17 protein-coding genes, 1 other RNA gene and 1 pseudogene are annotated in these 15,330 nt (G+C 67.2%); 7 read left to right on the plus strand and 12 right to left on the minus strand.

Annotated features, from left to right (window positions below; translation table 11 throughout):
* Positions 1 to 144 precede the first annotated feature (144 nt).
* Complete coding sequence (gene mtgA / locus ACWPWT_RS10845) at positions 145 to 819, plus strand: monofunctional biosynthetic peptidoglycan transglycosylase (RefSeq protein WP_454279639.1); 675 nt, start codon at positions 145 to 147, stop codon at positions 817 to 819.
* Positions 820 to 868: 49 nt separating this feature from the next.
* Here the strand turns inward: mtgA and ACWPWT_RS10850 are convergent, their stop codons facing one another.
* From ACWPWT_RS10850 to ACWPWT_RS10885, 8 genes and pseudogenes are all read right to left on the minus strand, one after another.
* A complete protein-coding gene (locus ACWPWT_RS10850) occupies positions 869 to 1,120 on the minus strand; it encodes a hypothetical protein (protein WP_454279640.1) in 252 nt (83 codons plus the stop codon).
* Positions 1,121 to 1,193: 73 nt separating this feature from the next.
* A complete protein-coding gene (locus ACWPWT_RS10855; RefSeq protein WP_261270855.1) occupies positions 1,194 to 1,517 on the minus strand; it encodes a YbaB/EbfC family nucleoid-associated protein in 324 nt (107 codons plus the stop codon).
* Position 1,518: 1 nt separating this feature from the next.
* A pseudogene (locus ACWPWT_RS10860) lies at positions 1,519 to 3,197 on the minus strand (DNA polymerase III subunit gamma/tau).
* Positions 3,198 to 3,405: 208 nt separating this feature from the next.
* An RNA gene (gene ffs, locus ACWPWT_RS10865) (signal recognition particle sRNA small type) lies at positions 3,406 to 3,503 on the minus strand.
* A 70-nt stretch (positions 3,504 to 3,573) separates the two neighbouring features.
* Positions 3,574 to 3,873 carry a hypothetical protein gene (locus tag ACWPWT_RS10870; RefSeq protein ID WP_261270857.1) on the minus strand — a complete coding sequence of 100 codons (300 nt, stop codon included), beginning with the start codon at positions 3,871 to 3,873 and terminating at the stop codon, positions 3,574 to 3,576.
* Positions 3,874 to 3,970: 97 nt separating this feature from the next.
* Positions 3,971 to 4,276, minus strand: coding sequence for a 2Fe-2S iron-sulfur cluster-binding protein (locus ACWPWT_RS10875; protein ID WP_261270858.1), 306 nt, complete (start codon positions 4,274 to 4,276; stop codon positions 3,971 to 3,973).
* The gene (locus tag ACWPWT_RS10880; RefSeq protein WP_454279641.1) at positions 4,273 to 5,334 is read right to left on the minus strand and encodes a cysteine desulfurase family protein; all 1,062 of its coding nucleotides are present in this window, start codon (positions 5,332 to 5,334) and stop codon (positions 4,273 to 4,275) included. Before ACWPWT_RS10880 ends, ACWPWT_RS10875 begins: the two co-directional genes overlap by 4 nt.
* Positions 5,331 to 6,377 (minus strand): cysteine desulfurase family protein, encoded by a 1,047-nt coding sequence (locus ACWPWT_RS10885; RefSeq protein WP_454279642.1) that lies wholly within the window; start codon positions 6,375 to 6,377, stop codon positions 5,331 to 5,333. The genes ACWPWT_RS10880 and ACWPWT_RS10885 overlap by 4 nt, the downstream gene beginning before the upstream one ends.
* A gap of 134 nt (positions 6,378 to 6,511) precedes the next feature.
* Between ACWPWT_RS10885 and ACWPWT_RS10890 the strand changes: the two genes are divergently transcribed.
* Entirely contained in the window at positions 6,512 to 7,168 is a 657-nt protein-coding gene (locus ACWPWT_RS10890) for an alpha/beta hydrolase (RefSeq protein WP_454279643.1), read from the plus strand.
* A gap of 81 nt (positions 7,169 to 7,249) precedes the next feature.
* On the opposite strand, the gene ACWPWT_RS10895 is transcribed toward ACWPWT_RS10890, so the two are convergent.
* The 4 genes from ACWPWT_RS10895 to ACWPWT_RS10910 all read right to left on the minus strand — a co-directional run bounded on the left by ACWPWT_RS10895 (position 7,250) and on the right by ACWPWT_RS10910 (position 10,867).
* Positions 7,250 to 7,684 (minus strand): GNAT family N-acetyltransferase, encoded by a 435-nt coding sequence (locus ACWPWT_RS10895; protein WP_261270861.1) that lies wholly within the window; start codon positions 7,682 to 7,684, stop codon positions 7,250 to 7,252.
* A 39-nt stretch (positions 7,685 to 7,723) separates the two neighbouring features.
* A complete protein-coding gene (locus tag ACWPWT_RS10900; RefSeq protein WP_454279644.1) occupies positions 7,724 to 8,944 on the minus strand; it encodes a flavin monoamine oxidase family protein in 1,221 nt (406 codons plus the stop codon).
* Positions 8,945 to 8,946: 2 nt separating this feature from the next.
* Positions 8,947 to 9,852, minus strand: a complete 906-nt coding sequence (gene rpoH / locus ACWPWT_RS10905) for an RNA polymerase sigma factor RpoH (RefSeq protein ID WP_007404166.1) — start codon at positions 9,850 to 9,852, stop codon at positions 8,947 to 8,949.
* A 67-nt stretch (positions 9,853 to 9,919) separates the two neighbouring features.
* Positions 9,920 to 10,867 (minus strand): RluA family pseudouridine synthase, encoded by a 948-nt coding sequence (locus ACWPWT_RS10910; protein WP_261270863.1) that lies wholly within the window; start codon positions 10,865 to 10,867, stop codon positions 9,920 to 9,922.
* A 17-nt stretch (positions 10,868 to 10,884) separates the two neighbouring features.
* Between ACWPWT_RS10910 and ACWPWT_RS10915 the strand changes: the two genes are divergently transcribed.
* The 5 genes from ACWPWT_RS10915 (at position 10,885) to ACWPWT_RS10935 (ending at position 15,241) form a co-directional block, all read left to right on the plus strand.
* Positions 10,885 to 11,337: a M67 family metallopeptidase gene (locus tag ACWPWT_RS10915; protein ID WP_454279645.1), complete on the plus strand. Its 453-nt coding sequence runs from the start codon at positions 10,885 to 10,887 to the stop codon at positions 11,335 to 11,337.
* Positions 11,334 to 11,978: a histidine phosphotransferase family protein gene (locus ACWPWT_RS10920; protein WP_454279646.1), complete on the plus strand. Its 645-nt coding sequence runs from the start codon at positions 11,334 to 11,336 to the stop codon at positions 11,976 to 11,978. Before ACWPWT_RS10915 ends, ACWPWT_RS10920 begins: the two co-directional genes overlap by 4 nt.
* Positions 11,979 to 12,038: 60 nt before the next feature.
* Positions 12,039 to 14,366, plus strand: a complete 2,328-nt coding sequence (locus ACWPWT_RS10925; protein WP_454279647.1) for a chemotaxis protein CheA — start codon at positions 12,039 to 12,041, stop codon at positions 14,364 to 14,366.
* On the plus strand, positions 14,363 to 14,791 hold the full coding sequence (locus ACWPWT_RS10930) for a chemotaxis protein CheW (protein WP_454279648.1): 429 nt from the start codon (positions 14,363 to 14,365) through the stop codon (positions 14,789 to 14,791). Before ACWPWT_RS10925 ends, ACWPWT_RS10930 begins: the two co-directional genes overlap by 4 nt.
* An 84-nt stretch (positions 14,792 to 14,875) precedes the next feature.
* Positions 14,876 to 15,241 carry a response regulator gene (locus ACWPWT_RS10935; protein ID WP_261270868.1) on the plus strand — a complete coding sequence of 122 codons (366 nt, stop codon included), beginning with the start codon at positions 14,876 to 14,878 and terminating at the stop codon, positions 15,239 to 15,241.
* Positions 15,242 to 15,330: the final 89 nt, after the last annotated feature.

Genomic DNA, 15,330 nt, shown 5'->3' on the forward strand with positions numbered 1-15,330 from the left:
GGTATTTCTGAGCGGGGCGCTTCGGCTTCCCACGCACCGTTTTGCGCACCTTCCACCGTGAAGTAACTGCGCCCCGGCCTTCGCCGGGGAACAGGGCGCGGTGGTAAGTGACCTGCGCCGCAAACCCCGCTAAAGCCCGGTCCCATGTTCCGCATTGCTCGCTGGGCCCTGAAAGCCGTGCTCGCCTTTGTGATCCTCAGTGTCGTCTGGGTCGGCATCTATCGCTTCGTGCCGCCGCCCTACACCTTCACCATGCTGGGCGACGCGGTCGGCGGACATGAGGTGACCAAGGACTGGATGCCGCTGTCCGAGATGGACCCCGACATGGCGCGCGCGGCGATCGCGGGCGAGGATGCGCGCTTCTGTTCGCATAACGGCTTCGACTTCAAGGCGATGGCAAGTGCTGCCTATCGCAATGCCAAGGGCGGGCGGATACGCGGCGGCTCGACGATCAGCCAGCAGACGGCGAAGAACGCCTTTCTGTTCCAGGGCGGCGGCTATGTCCGCAAGGCGTTCGAGGCCTGGTTCACCTTCCTGATCGAAACGCTGTGGGGCAAGCGGCGGATCATGGAGGTCTATCTCAACATCGCCGAGACCGGGATCGGGACGTACGGGGCCAATGCCGGGGCGATGCGCTATTTCGGGCATGACGCTTCGCATTTGTCGCCCACCGAGGCGGCGCGGATCGCGGCCGTTCTCCCGCTACCGAAGAAGCGCGCAGCGGTGGCGCCGACGGGCTTCGTGCGGCGGCACGGCAATGTCATCGCGCGTTATGTGGGGGTGGTGCGACGGCAGGATCTGGATACCTGTATCCGGTAAGATGGGAGGGCTTCGCCGCATGCGACGAAGCCCCGTTTAGGGTCCCAGATTACTTGCCGTCGCCCGAAATCGCGTCGCCCGCTTTCTTGGCGGTATCGCCCACGCTCTTGGCGGCGGAGGTCACGGCGGCGTCGCGACGGTTTTCCGCGCCACCCCGGCTGAACAGGTAGAAGCCGCCGACCAGCACCGCGATCAAGAGGACGATGGCGATCGCCATGCCGCCACCGCCGCTGCGGCGCTCGATCACCGTGGTGTGGGGCTGCTGATTGCCATAGGTTTCGGTAACACGTTCGTCGGCCATGACATTCCCTCCTTTATGGGTGGGGAAGCAACGCCATGACCGCCATACCGTTCCCGAAACGACTGGAACCTGATCAGAAGGGCAGCTTGAAGCCCGGCGGCAACGGCAGGCCGTTCGTCATCTTCGACATTTCCGCGCCCGACGCGCTGTCCGCCTTGGTCCGCGCATCGTTGATCGCGGCGGCCAGCAGGTCCTCCAGCATCCCCTTCTCCGAGGGCTGCATCAGCGAGTCGTCGATGGTGATGCCGATGATCCGGCCCTTGGCCGACGCCTTCACCTTGACCAGACCGCCGCCAGAGACGCCTTCGACCTCGATCGTGTCGAGATTGGCCTGCGCCTTTTCCAGCTCGTTCTGGACGTTCTGGGCCATCGCCAGGATTTCGTCGAGATTCTTCACATCATGCTCCGTTCACACTGCGTTTGCCGGGCCATTCCATCAATTCGGCCTCGGGGAAAGCCTCGCGCGCGGCGCGGACCATGTCCGATTCCCACGCGGCGGTCTTGATCGCTTCCTCGGCGGCGACCTGCTGCTCGTGCAGCGTCGGCTCACCGGGCACATCCTCCAGCGTGACGCGCCAGACCTGGCCCGTCGCCGTCTTCAGCGCCGCGATCAGCTCGCTCAGCGTATCGGCCGCGATCGGGCGCGATCCGCTGAACACCATTTCCGGGGGAGCATAACGCACGAGACGCGCGCCATGCCGCAAGCGGGCGGCCAGCGCGAGTTGCCCCATATCGTCCAGCCGGTCGATCATCGCGACGAAGCTGTCGGGCAGCTTGGGCGGCTCGGGCTCGGCCGGGGGAGGGGCGGGGCGAGGGCGACGGGCGCAGCGGCTTGCGCAGGTTGATGCGTCACCGCCGGAGCACTGACCGCCGGCACGCCGCCGTCACGGATCTGTCGCGCCAATTCGCCCGGATCGGGCAAGGTCGAGGCATGGATCGCCCGAAGCAACGCCATCTCCGCCGCCTCGATGGGCAGGGCGGCGCGGGCGACCTCGTCATGCCCCTTCAGGAACAACTGCCACAGCCGATGCAGCGCCGGGAAGCTGAGCGATCTCGCCCATTCCTCGCGCGCGGCGCGTTCTTCCAGCGGCTGTGCGGCGTCGGGCGGCGTGCCGACCTTGGTCAGGGTGATGCCGTGCACCGTCTCCAGCAGCGAGCGCAGCACCGACTGCGGATCGACGCCATAATCATATTGCCGCCGCAGCGAGGCGAGCGCCCCCGCCCCGTCGCCGTTCAGCACCAGCCCGAGCAGGTCGCGCACCGCGCCGCGATCCGACAGGCCCAGCATCTCGCGCACGGCGGCCGCGGTGACGCCGCCTCCTTCCAGATCGGCATGGGCGATCGCCTGGTCGAGGATCGACAGGCCGTCGCGCGCCGAGCCTTCCGCCGCGCGCGCGACCAGCATCAGCGCCTCGTCCTCGGCGGTGACGCCTTCCTTGACACAGATGTCGGCGAAGTGCGCCGCCAGCTTGTCCGCCGTGATCCGCCGCAGGTCGAAACGCTGACAGCGCGAAAGGACGGTGATCGGGACCTTGTTCACCTCGGTGGTGGCGAACAGGAATTTCACATGCGCGGGCGGCTCTTCCAGCGTCTTCAACAGCGCGTTGAAGGCGTTCTTGGAGAGCATATGGACTTCGTCGACGATGTAGATCTTGAAGCGCGCGGAGACGGCGGCATAGCGCGACGCCTCGATGATCTCGCGCACGTCGTCCACGCCGGTATGGCTGGCGGCGTCCATCTCGATCACGTCGATATGGCGGCCCTCGGCGATGGCGCGGCACGGCTCGCATACGCCGCAAGGGGAAATGGTCGGGCCGCCCTTACCGTCCGGGCCGACGCAGTTCAGCGCCTTGGCGATCAGGCGCGCGGTCGAGGTCTTGCCGACCCCGCGCACGCCGGTCATCAGGAACGCATGCGCCAGCCGGTCGCGCTTGATCGCGTTGCCCAGCGTCTGGACCATCGCGTCCTGCCCGATCAGCGCGTCGAAGGTCTGCGGCCGGTATTTGCGCGCGAGGACGCGATACGCCTCCGCCTTGGCGGGCTGGGGCGGTTCGCCCAGGTCGAACGAATCAGCCATGCCGGGTCTGGGTGGTCGGGGTGTTGGAAAGCATCGCCGGCCAACATAGGCGCTCGGGCGCGCCGCGTCAGGTCAAATCGTGTGTTAAGACACACACACAACCGTCGCCCCGGCATAGGCTGGGGCCCTTGGCGAGTGCATCCACCAACACGAAAAGGCCCCAGCCTGCGCTGGGGCGACGCTGCGTCGCGCGTTTCCGAAATGCTGGAAAGGTGGGAGCCGGGACGACCCGCAGCGGAATCGTTGCGGCTGCTTCCGTCAGGACCTGACCGGGTTGGCGATGACTACGTCCGCCCGACTCCCGCCGCGCATATGGCGAAACGGGGCCGGGGGATCAAGTCCTTATCCCATCGGCCCCATCGTTCGTATCAGCGCGTCAGCGGCGGAAGCACTGGCGCACCGGACCGTCCCAGGTCCGCACCCAGCGACAGGTCACGCGGGGGCGGCCATAGCCACGCCAGCCCGGACCCCGATCATAGCCGCCGCGATGCCAGCCGGGTCCGCGGTCCCAGCCACGGCCGCGATCCCAACCCGGTCCGCGATGATCCCAGCCCGGCCCGCGATCCCAGCCGGGGCCACGGCCCCAGCGATCATGCGGTGCGGCTTCGGCAGGTGCGGCGGCGGCGATACCACTGACAGCGATCAGGCCGGCGCCCAAGACAGCAAGAATCTTCATAACGCTTTACTCCCGGTAGGCCCGCCTTCCAGCGAGCATGAGGGGAGATTGCCGAATCGGCGATGATTGCGTGCTGAACCAACTCGTTATCGCAGGTTCAGGGAAGCCGGACGGTCAATCCGTCAAGGCTTTGGTCCAGCATGATCTGGCAGGCGAGGCGGCTGGCGCGCGTGGCATCGGGAACGAGATCGAGCATATCCTCCTCCTCCACGGACGGCGGGGCGAGGCGATCGAGATAGGCGGCATCGATCAGCACATGGCAGGTCGCACAGGCCATCTGCCCGCCGCAGGTGCCCTCCATCGCTTGGCCCGCACGCTGTCCGGCGCGGAGCAGCGTTTCGCCCGGCATCGCCTCGGTCGTGACGTCGTGGCCGTCATGGGGAATGAAGGTCAGCGCGATCATCGCCGCTGCGCCCCGGCCGCCGCCGTCAGCCGGTCGATGGCCTCCGTCAATTCCGCCTCCGTCGTGTAACGTCCGAAGCCGAGCCGGATCGAGGACTTGGCCTGACGATCGGTCAGGCCGAGTGCGGTCAGCACATGGCTGGGCCGCCCCGATCCGCTGGCGCACGCGCTGCCCGCCGAAAAGGCGACGTCGCGGCAATCGGACATGAGTCGCGCGACATCCAGCTCGTCGCGGCGGATGTTGAGGTTCCCCCGGTAGCGATGGGTGGTCGAACCATTGACGATCCAGTCCGGCCCCAGCCGCTCGACCGCCAATGCCCAGAGCCGCTGGACATGGGCGAGGTCCTGCTCCGCTCGCGCGGCCATCAACTTCGCCGCCGCGCCGAACCCGGCGCAGAGCGCGGGACTGAGCGTGCCCGAGCGTCCCAGTTCCTGATCCCCGCCATGGAGCAGCGGGGGCAGGGTGATGCCGTCGCGTATCCACAAGGCGCCGATGCCCTTGGGACCATGGATCTTGTGCGCCGACAAGGCGACCATATCGACGCCGTTCGGAATGGGGATACGGCCATAGCCCTGCACAGCGTCGCACAGCATCCATGCCCCGGCCCGATGCGCGTCGTCGGCCATTGCGGCGATGGGGAGGATGGTGCCGATCTCATTGTTGACCAGCATCGCAGCGACCAGCCCGACGCCTTTCGGGATCGGTGCGGGCGTCGCCACGCCCTGACCATCGACCGGCAGGATGGTCAGCGGACGTCCGGTCGCGGCGGCGGTATCGAGAACAGCGGCATGTTCGATCGCGGTCGTGACGATGCCGCCGCTCGCACCCTTGATCGCCCAGTTGAGCGCCTCGGTCGCACCGCTGGTAAACACCACTCGCCCTCCGGGGGGCAGCAGCGAAGCGACCTGGTTCCGCGCGACCTCGACGGCGGCCTTGGCCTGTCGTCCGGCGCGATGCGGCGAGTGAGGGTTGGCGTGCCCCTGCTCCAGCAAGGGGAGCATCGCCTTCAACGCTTCGGGGGCGAGCGGGGTCGTCGCCTGATAGTCGAGATAGATCATGCCGCCCGCTTGCCCCGCGATATGGCGCGCCAGGCGGCGACGAAGCGGTCGACATCGTCGCGCGTCGTCGTCCGGCCTAAGCTGACCCGCACCACCTCGCGCCCCGCCTCCACGCTCCACCCCAGCGCGGCGAGGACGTGGCTGGGCTTCAGGCTGCCGCTGGCACAGGCGCTGCCCGCCGAAACGGAAATCTGCGCCAGGTCGAATTGGATCAACTGCGCGGCGGAGGGCTTGCCCGGCATGTGATAGCTGGCGATGGCGGGATGGCGGCGGCTGGCGTCCGCCACGACGATGCCGCCGGAACGCCGGATCGCATCGTCGCAATATGCGCGCAGTTCGGCGTGATCGGGCTCCGGCTCGGCCAGCGCGGCGGCATAGCCCAGCACGCCCGGCATATTCTCGGTGCCGGGGCGGTAGCCGCGCTCCTGCCCGCCGGTCGGCGCCAGCAACGCCAGGTCGCGCACCAGCAGCGCGCCGATCCCCGGCGGGCCACCGCGCTTGTGCGCCGACAGTGCGACCAGATCGGCATGTTCGATCACTTGCGGGTCGGCGCCGGCGGGCATTTGCGCGGCATCGACCAGCATGATGTGTCCGGCGGCATGAATCGCCTCGGCCAGTTCGGCGACGGGCTGGCGCACCCCAGTCTCGCTATTGGCCCATTGCACCGTCACCACGGCGCGGGGGCCGGTCAGGTCGGGCAGGCGCAATATCCCATCCGGTCCCACCGGCATGACGATCGCGTCCGGGGCGGCGCGCAGCACCGCGTCATGGTCGATCGCCCCGATGAAGCGCCGCGCCGCCATCGCACGGGTCAGTGCGATCGACAGCGACTCGCTGGCCCCGCTGGTGAACAGGATCTGGTGCTTCCAGCCCAGCGATCGGGCGATGGCGGCACGCGCATCTTCCAGCGCACGCTTGGCGGCGCGCCCCTCGGCATGGGGGGAGGAGGGGTTGGCCCAGATTGCGCAACCCTCCGCCAGTGCGGCGCGCGAAGCCCCGGTCATCGGCGTGGTCGCGGCATGGTCGAGATAAAGGCGCTGCATCAGGGGGGGCATAGGATGGGACAGGGTTTGTTCCGTCGCTGGAATGATCGAACAATTGCGAAAATGGCGTGTCGGCCTATATAGCGCAACGTTCCGGGTGCTCCACCAGCGCCCTTCCAGATCGGCGAGTTTTGATGCCCGAAGTCATTTTTCCTGGCCCCGAAGGCCGTCTCGAAGGCCGTTTCGCCCCCGCTCCGCGCCCCCGCGCGCCCGTGGCGATGATCCTGCATCCGCACCCCAATGCGGGCGGCACGATGAACAACCGGATCGTGCAGGAACTCTACAAGACCTTCCAGCGGCGCGGCTTCGCCACGCTCCGCTTCAACTTCCGCGGCGTGGGCAAGAGCCAGGGCACGTTCGACAACGGCATTGGCGAGCTGTCCGATGCGGCCTCGGCGCTCGACTGGGTGCAGAGCTTCCACCCGGAGGCCTCGACCACCTGGATCGCGGGCGTCAGCTTCGGCGCATGGATCGGGATGCAGTTGCTGATGCGCCGCCCCGAAATCCGCGGTTTCATCTCGGTGGCGGCGCCCGCCAACATGTACGACTTCACCTTCCTGGCGCCGTGCCCCTCCTCGGGCATCATCATCCAGGGCGAGGCGGACGAGGTCGCGACCCCGGCGGCGACCCAGAAGCTGGTCGACAAGCTGCGCACCCAGAAGCACATCACCATCCACCACGACACCATCCCCAAGGCGAACCATTTCTTCGAGCATGAGATGCCTGAGCTGATGGGGTCGGTGGACCGCTATCTCGATATGCGGCTGGACCCCAACTCGCCGATCCGCTGAGCCGGTTCGGACAAGACGATCAAAGGCCCCCGGCGAAAGTCGGGGGCTTTTTATTGTGGGTGGCACCTGTGACGGAGCGGGTCAGGACGGGGTGATCCACACCGCCATGCCTTGCGAGGCGGGGGCGACGGGTTCGAACCCGAATTGCCCATAGAGGCGGTGCGCCTCGCCATCGGCGATCAGATTGACATAGGTCTCGGCGGGGACGTTTGCCGCGATATGGGCCATGAGCGCGGCCATGATCGCTTTGCCCAGTCCACGCCCCTGATGCTCAGGATCGACCGCAATGTCGGCGATGTGCAGGCATAGCGCACCGTCGCCGATGATCCGGCCCATGCCGATCGCACGCCCGTCCCGCTCGATCGTCACGCCGAAGATCGTTCGCGGCAATCCGGCCTCGGCGGCGGCGACGCTGCGCGGGGTCAGTCCGGCGATCCGGCGAAGGCGGAGATAATCCGCGACGTCCGGGATAATGGGGCGCAACCGATAGCCAGGGGGAAGGTCGGGCGCCGCCATCAGGGTCCTTTCGCATGTCTTGCCACCCGGAAGGGCGGATCAGGAGGATGCCAATATCGCCCGCGCCGCCGCAAGGCCGGTTTCATAAGCGCCGTGCGCGGTGGAGAAATCCTCGCGTGAGCACGCCTCGCCCGCGAAGAACAGCCGCCCGTCTACCGGCTCGGCCAATCCTTGCCGCGCGTTCGCGTGACCGACCCTGGCATGACTATAGCTGCCTCCGATCAGTGGGGCGTGTCGCCAGCGCGTCGCGCCCAGCGGCGTGAAGCGTCGCCGCCAGTCGCTGCCCAACAGCGCCACCAGTTCGTCGATCGCGAAGGCCGCCGCCGCGCCGTCTTCCTCCAGCGCCTCGGCGCAGGGGCCGCCGAAGAAGCTCTCGACGATGGGCCAGCCGAAAGGAGACAGGCGGTGGCTGGCGGTGCAGGCGCTATGCGGATCACCGGTCAGATGCGCATGGGCGGGCCAGGGCAGGGGACCCTCGACCGACAGGAAGACCTTGTCAGCGATCCCGAGCGGCAACGCGGCGGCGGCCTCCTGCTTGGCGGGCAAAGGCGGGTCGAAGGTTAGATTACCTTCCGCCAGCACCGTGGTGGGCACGGCGACAATGACGTGATCCGCCTCGATTGTACCGGCCGAGGTTTCGATACGGATGGTCTTGCCGCGATGGTCGATCCGCGTGGCCATCACGCCGGTGCGGACGGTCAGCCCGGCGGCGTGGTTCGCGACGACCGTGCCATAGCCCTCGACCACCGCCCAATTGTCGTCGGTTGCCGCATTCTCATAGGCCGCCCAGTCGTGCAGCGATACCTTGGCCAGCGAGGCGCCATTGGCATAGCCCGAGATCGCGTCGATCATCGGCCGCCAGGGATCGTCCTTGGCCACGAAATCGGAAAGCGGCCGATCGGGGCCGTCGAGCGCCGCCATTGCGGCATCCTCGAACCGGGCATAGGCCTTGCCCGAGGCGCGCTTCTCGTCAGGGGGAAAGCGCAAGTCGTTCCACTGGACCTGCCAGTTGGGGGAGCGGCGGTCGATGGTGAAACCCGACTGCTCGGCAATGGCGGTCCAGCGATTGCGTCGGGCGGAGTGCAACCAGCCGCAGCCGTGATCGACGACATGGCCAGACGGCAATCGCTTGCTAAGCGCCCGGCCGCCCAGATGGTCCGCCGCCTCGATCAGCAGGACCTCGTTTCCTGCATCATGCAGCGTCCGCGCCGCCGCGATCCCGGCCGCGCCGCCGCCGATGACGACGGTGCGGCCGGTCATGGTCAGGCCGCCGCCAGCAACCGCTTTTCACCGGCGATGCGCATCATCGCCTTTTGCAGCTTCTCGAACGCGCGCACCTCGATCTGGCGGACGCGTTCGCGGCTGACGCCGTAAACCTGGCTCAGTTCCTCCAACGTCTTGGGATCGTCGGTCAGGCGACGCTCGGTCAGGATGTGCTTCTCGCGGTCGTTCAGGTCGTCCATCGCGCTGACCAGCATGTCGTGGCGGACATCCGCCTCCTGCTGCTCGGCGACGACCGAGTCCTGGAGCGGCGCGTCATCGGCCAGCCAGTCCTGCCACTGGCCCTCGCCATCCTCGCGCATCGAGACGTTGAGCGACGTGTCGCCCCCCATCGCCATGCGGCGGTTCATGCTGATGACCTCGTCCTCGTTGACGCCCAGATCGGTGGCGATCTTGGTCACGTCCTCGGGCCGCAGGTCGCCGTCCTCAAACGCATCGAGCTTCGACTTCATCCGGCGCAGGTTGAAGAACAGCTTCTTCTGCGCCGCCGTGGTGCCCATCTTAACGAGGCTCCACGAGCGCAGGATATATTCCTGGATCGAAGCCCTAATCCACCACATCGCATAGGTGGCGAGGCGGAAGCCGCGATCGGGCTCGAACTTCTTCACGCCCTGCATCAGGCCGATATTACCCTCCGAGATCAGCTCGGAGGTCGGCAGGCCATAGCCACGATAACCCATTGCGATCTTGGCCACGAGACGCAGGTGCGAGGTGACGAGCTGCGCCGCCGCCTCCGGGTCGCCATGCTCCTGAAAGCGCTTGGCGAGCATATATTCCTGCTCCGGGGCAAGGATCGGGAATTTCTTGATCTCGGCCAGATAGCGGTTGAGCGATTGCTCCCCGCCGAGCGCAGGAATCGTCGCCGGGACGTTGCTGCCTTTTGCCATGATCCTTATCTCCCTTTCTGGAGCGTCATTCCGTCCGGCCCACCACACGGGTCGAGGCGGTCTTCTGCTATACGTGAAGCCGGCTGAACAGTTCCTGCATGTCGGGCGGCATCGCGCTCTCAAACGCCAAAGCGTTACCACTTATGGGATGAATAAATCCCAGATGCGCCGCGTGCAGGGCTTGGCGCCGGAAATCGAGTTCATCGAGCAGGGCTTTTTGAGCACCCTTTGTTCTACCATAAACCGGGTCGCCCAGCAAGGCGTGACCCAGCGATTGCATATGCACGCGGACCTGATGCGTTCGCCCCGTCTCCAGGCGGCATTCGACCAGCGCGGCGTTGTTGAGCTTTTCGATGGTGCGGTAATGCGTCACGGCGCGCTTGCCGCCCGGCACGATCGCCACCTTCTTGCGGTTCTGCGGACTGCGCGCCAGCGGTGCGTCCACGCTGCCGTCGGCGGGGCGCGGAATGCCCCCGGTGATCGCGCGGTAGCGGCGGTCGATCGAGTGCGCCGCGAACTGCTTGGCCAGCCCCTCATGGGTGCGGTCGGTCTTGGCCGCGACCATCAGGCCGGAGGTGTCCTTGTCGATCCGGTGGACGATCCCCGGTCGCGCGACGCCGCCGATCCCCGACAGCGATCCGCCGCAATGATGCAGCAGCGCGTTGACCAGTGTCCCGTCCAGATTGCCCGCCGCCGGATGCACGACCAGCCCGGCGGGCTTGTCGATGACGATCAGATGCTCGTCTTCGTATGCGATGACGAGCGGAATATCCTGCGCCTCGTTATGCGCGGGCGTGGGGGCGGGGACGGCGACCTGGAACTGGTCGCCTGCCGCCGCACGCTTGGCGGGGTCGCGCGCCATCACGCCGTCGCGCGTCACCGCGCCGCTGGCGATCAGCACCTTCAGCCGCTCGCGCGACAAAGTCGGCACCGCATCGGCCAGCGCACGGTCCAACCGCCAGCCATCCGCTGTGGGCGCGATCCGCGCATCGATGATGGAAACCCCCCGGTCCATGGCTTAGTAAATTGGGCATGACCGTAACGATTTCAAGCGATGCGCTGGACTTCCTGTTGATAAGTGCCGAGTCTTCGCCCGATCGCGAGATATGCGGGCTGGTGCTGGGCGAGGGCGATCATATCGCGCGGCTTGTGCCCTGCTCCAATGTCGCTGCCGAGCCCTGGCACCGGTTCGAGATCGATCCGGCCGCGCTGATTGCGGCACACCGGGCGGCGCGATCGGGCGGCCCGGCCGTTATCGGCCATTATCACTCGCACCCGACCGGACTGGCCGAGCCATCGCCCCGCGATGCCGCCGATGCGGTGCCGGACGGCTCGATCTGGCTGATCGCGGGCGGAAATCAGGTCACCGCCTGGCGCGCGGTCGCGGCGGGTCGGCGTCATGGGCGGTTCGATCCGCTCGACCTTGCTTGCGTCGATGGGATGGCCGCGCCACAAGGGGAGGATTCGTCGAGGGATTTTGCATGAACGTCAGCGCGGTGGATTTCGCGAGCCTGTTGTGTTCGCGACTGTGCCACGATCTTTTGTCGCCGGTCGGGGCGCTCAACAACGGGTTGGAACTGCTCGCCGACGAGACCGATCCGGCGATGCGCGAACGCTGCATGGAATTGCTGGCCGATAGCGCGCGGGCGTCGGCCAACAAGCTGAAATTCTTTCGGCTGGCGTTCGGCGCGGGCGGCGGTTTCACCGATCGGATCGACACGGGCGAGGCGAAGGCCGCGATCGAGGGGCTGTTGGCCGACAATCGCCGCACGACGCTGGGCTGGCTGGTCGAATCGCCCTCTCTGCCCAAGCCCGCCGTTCGCATCCTGATGAACCTGGCGCTGATCGCGACCGAGGCGTTGGCGCGGGGCGGCACGATCGACATCGGGGCCGAGGCAGGGCGCGAGGCGATCGAGATCGCGATCCGGATCGAGGGGCCGCGCATCCTGCTCGACCCCGAAATCCGCCGTACCCTGATGGAGGGGCAGGGGATCGAGCCGCTGGGGTCGCGCACCGCCCCCGCTTTCCTGATACATACGCTGACCACCGAGCATGGCGGCATGACGCTGGTGACCGAGCCTGCGCCCAATACCATGATCCTGGGCGCGGCGATCCGCGCGGGGTAAACACCCTTTTAATCTTGTAGCGGCATGAGGGGGTGGGAATTTCCGCTCCCTCGGGGATTTATGGACGAGCTGCTGCAGGAATTCATTGCCGAGACCCGCGAGACGCTGGAGGCGCTTTCCGGCGAGATCGTCGCGTGGGAGGCCGCCCCCGCCGACCGGGCGCGGCTGGATGCGATTTTCCGGTTCGTGCATACCGTGAAGGGAAGCTGCGGCTTCCTCGACCTGCCGCGTCTCGCCCGGTTGAGCCATGCCGCCGAGGATGTGCTGGCCGCCGTGCGCGATGGCCAGCGCGTGCCCGACACTGCCCTGGTCGATGCCGTGCTGGCGATCGTCGACCGTATCGGGGCGATCGTCGAGGCGATCGCGGCGGGCGTGCCGCATGACGATTCGGACGATGCCGCGCTGATTGCCGCGCTTTCGGAAAAGAGCGCCGCCCCGGTGGCCCCCGCGCTCCGCGCCGTCGCCGCACCGCGCATCGCGCCGCGCAGCGTCCGCTTGAGTGTCGATCTGCTCGACCGGATGATGAGCGGCATGTCCGACATGGTGCTGGCGCGCAACGAACTGGCGCGGCGGCTGCGCGACGATGTGCTCGATCCCCGGGTCGAGGCGGCGCTCGACCGGTTGTCGCTGACCGTCGCCGACATGCGCGACACGGTGACACGCTCGCGGATGCAGACGGTCGACGGGCTATTTTCCGCGCTGCCCCGCATGGTGCGCGACGTGGCGGCCGAGCTGGGCAAGGCGGTGTCGCTGCGCATCGAGGGCGCCGATGTCGAACTGGACCGCGAGATGATCGAGATGATGCGCGACCCGATGGTCCACATCATCCGCAACGCGATCGATCACGGCATCGAGACGCCTGCCGAACGCCGTCGGCTCGGCAAGTCGCCCACCGGCCAGATCCGGGTCAGCGCACGCCAGTCGGGCAACCAGATCCTGATCGAGGTCGAGGATGACGGCGCTGGCATCGACGTCGCACGCATCGCGGCCAAGGCGGTGGCGGGTGAGCGGCGTAGCGCTGCTGAGGTCGCGGCCATGTCGCCGGCGGAAAAGTTGCGCCTGATCTTCGAGCCCGGTCTTTCCAGCCGCGACACCGTGTCCGCCACGTCGGGGCGCGGCGTCGGCATGGATGTGGTCCATGCCAATATCGAACATGTCGGCGGTCGCGTCGCGCTGGACAACCGGCCGGGGCAGGGGCTGACCATCACCGTCCAGGTGCCGCTGACCCTGTCGATCATGTCGACCATCGTCGTTTCGGTGGGGGATCAGCGCTTCGCGATCGCACGGCAGACGATCGAGGAGATCGTCAAGATTCGCGGCGACCAGGTGCGGATCGATCCGGTCGGCGACATTCGCGTCGCGACGGTGCGCGGGCGGCGCCTGCCCATGCTGCCGCTGGGGGCTTTTCTGGAACTGCGCGGGGGCGATCCGGCGACGCTGGTGATCGTAGCGACCCGCGACGGCGATTATGCCCTGGGCGTGGACGATGTGCTCGACACCGAGGAGGTGGTGGTCAAGCCCGCCGCCCCGGCGGTGATGGCGACCGGGCTCTACGCCGGACAGACGCTTCCCGACAGCGGCCTGCCGATGCTGTTGCTCGATGGCGGGGGGCTGGCGCAGGCGGCGGGGCTGCGTTTCCAGCGGGCGGCGATCGCCGCCGTCACGGAGGTCGAGGTGGAGGCCACATCTCCCGCTTTGCTGTTCGAGGATCTGGACGGCCTGCGCCGCGCCATCCCGCTGGGCGCGATCGACCGTGTCGAAAAGGCTGCGGCGGATGCCGTGCACCTGTCCGGCGGGCGTGTCCGGCTGGTCGTCGGCGAGATGACGATCCCGCTTCACCACAACGACGCGGTGGCCCCGACCGATCTGCTGTCGGGGGGTGAGATAGAGGTGATGCGCTTGACCGATGGCGAGAGCGAATGCGCCTATGCCATGCGATGCGCGGCAGAGATCATCCAATTGCCGACCGACATCGCACCCGCCCCCGGTGCGGGGCCGATATTGGGGATCGCAGTGTGGGAGGGGCGGCCGATCGAGATCCTCGATCCGCTCGCCTTGTTCCTCGATACCGCGCCCATCGGGGACGCGGCGGCATCGCCCCTCTGCCTGCTGGACGGGACGGGCGCGGCCTGGATGGACCGCTTCCTGCGTCCGGTGCTGGAGGCCAATGGCTATCGCTGCGTGCTGCAACCGCCCAAGGACGAGTCGCCTGCCGTTCGCCTGATGATGGAAGACGATGTGCCTGCCGACGAGAGGGGCGGCGCGCCGGTGGTGCGGTTGCGACGCGAGCGCGATACGCCTGCCGATCCCGACAGCATCTATCGCTATGACCGGTCGGCGCTGATCGCGGCGTTGGCGGGTCACGCCCGTCGCGGAGGGGGCCGATGACCCTGTTCCTGATCGCCAGTCTCGCCGGGCAGGGGGTGGTCTTCGACGCCGATCAGGTTGATTCGGTGGTGGACATCGGCGAGGTCGTGGCCGTGCCCCGTGCAGTCCCCTCGGTCCGGGGGCTGACGGCTTTGCGAAGCCGGGTGGTCACGGTCGTCGATACGCGACGCGCGCTGGGGCTGGAGCCCATGCCGCCGCACATTCGTCGTGCGGTCATCACCAAGCAGGACGGCCATTATTACGCCATGCTGGTCGATGCGCTCGACGATATCGAGACGTTCGAGACGAGCCCCATGCCGCACGTGCCGGCCAGCCGTGGTGCCTGGTCGCGCGCGGCGAATGGCATGGTGGTGCGCGACGGCGAGCCATTGCTGATCCTCGACCTGTCGCGGCTGGTGCCGCACGCCACCCCAATCCTCGCCTAGGCAATTAACCCAGCTGTTACTTTTCAAGCGCTATCATCGACTTTGAGGTCCTGCTTGGACCGCAGAAGTAACAAGGCGTGCCGAATGAAAACCTGTCTCGTCGTCGATGACTCCAAGGTGATCCGAAAGGTCGCTCGGCACATATTGGAAACGCTGGATCTTCAGGTGCGCGAGGCCGGGGACGGGCGCGAGGCGCTGGAGGCGTGTCTGGAATCGGTGCCCGACGTCATCCTGCTCGACTGGAACATGCCGGTCATGAGCGGCATGGATTTCCTGCGGGCCCTGCGCGAGGCCAATCTGCCGCAGCGCCCGCGTATCGTCTTCTGCACCACCGAAAACGGCATGGCACATATCCGTGCGGCGATCGATGCGGGTGCGGACGAGTATATCATGAAGCCGTTCGACCGCGACACGCTGGAGAGCAAGCTCCAGCTCGTCGGTATAATCTGATCCCGTCGGGTCGGTGTCTGTCCGCGATCAAGGTGGCGTAACGTCGCAGCCCATAGCGGGGGACGTTGCGTTCGCCTTCGGCGGCGGCC

This window comes from Sphingomonas sp. Marseille-Q8236 (genome assembly GCF_965112005.1).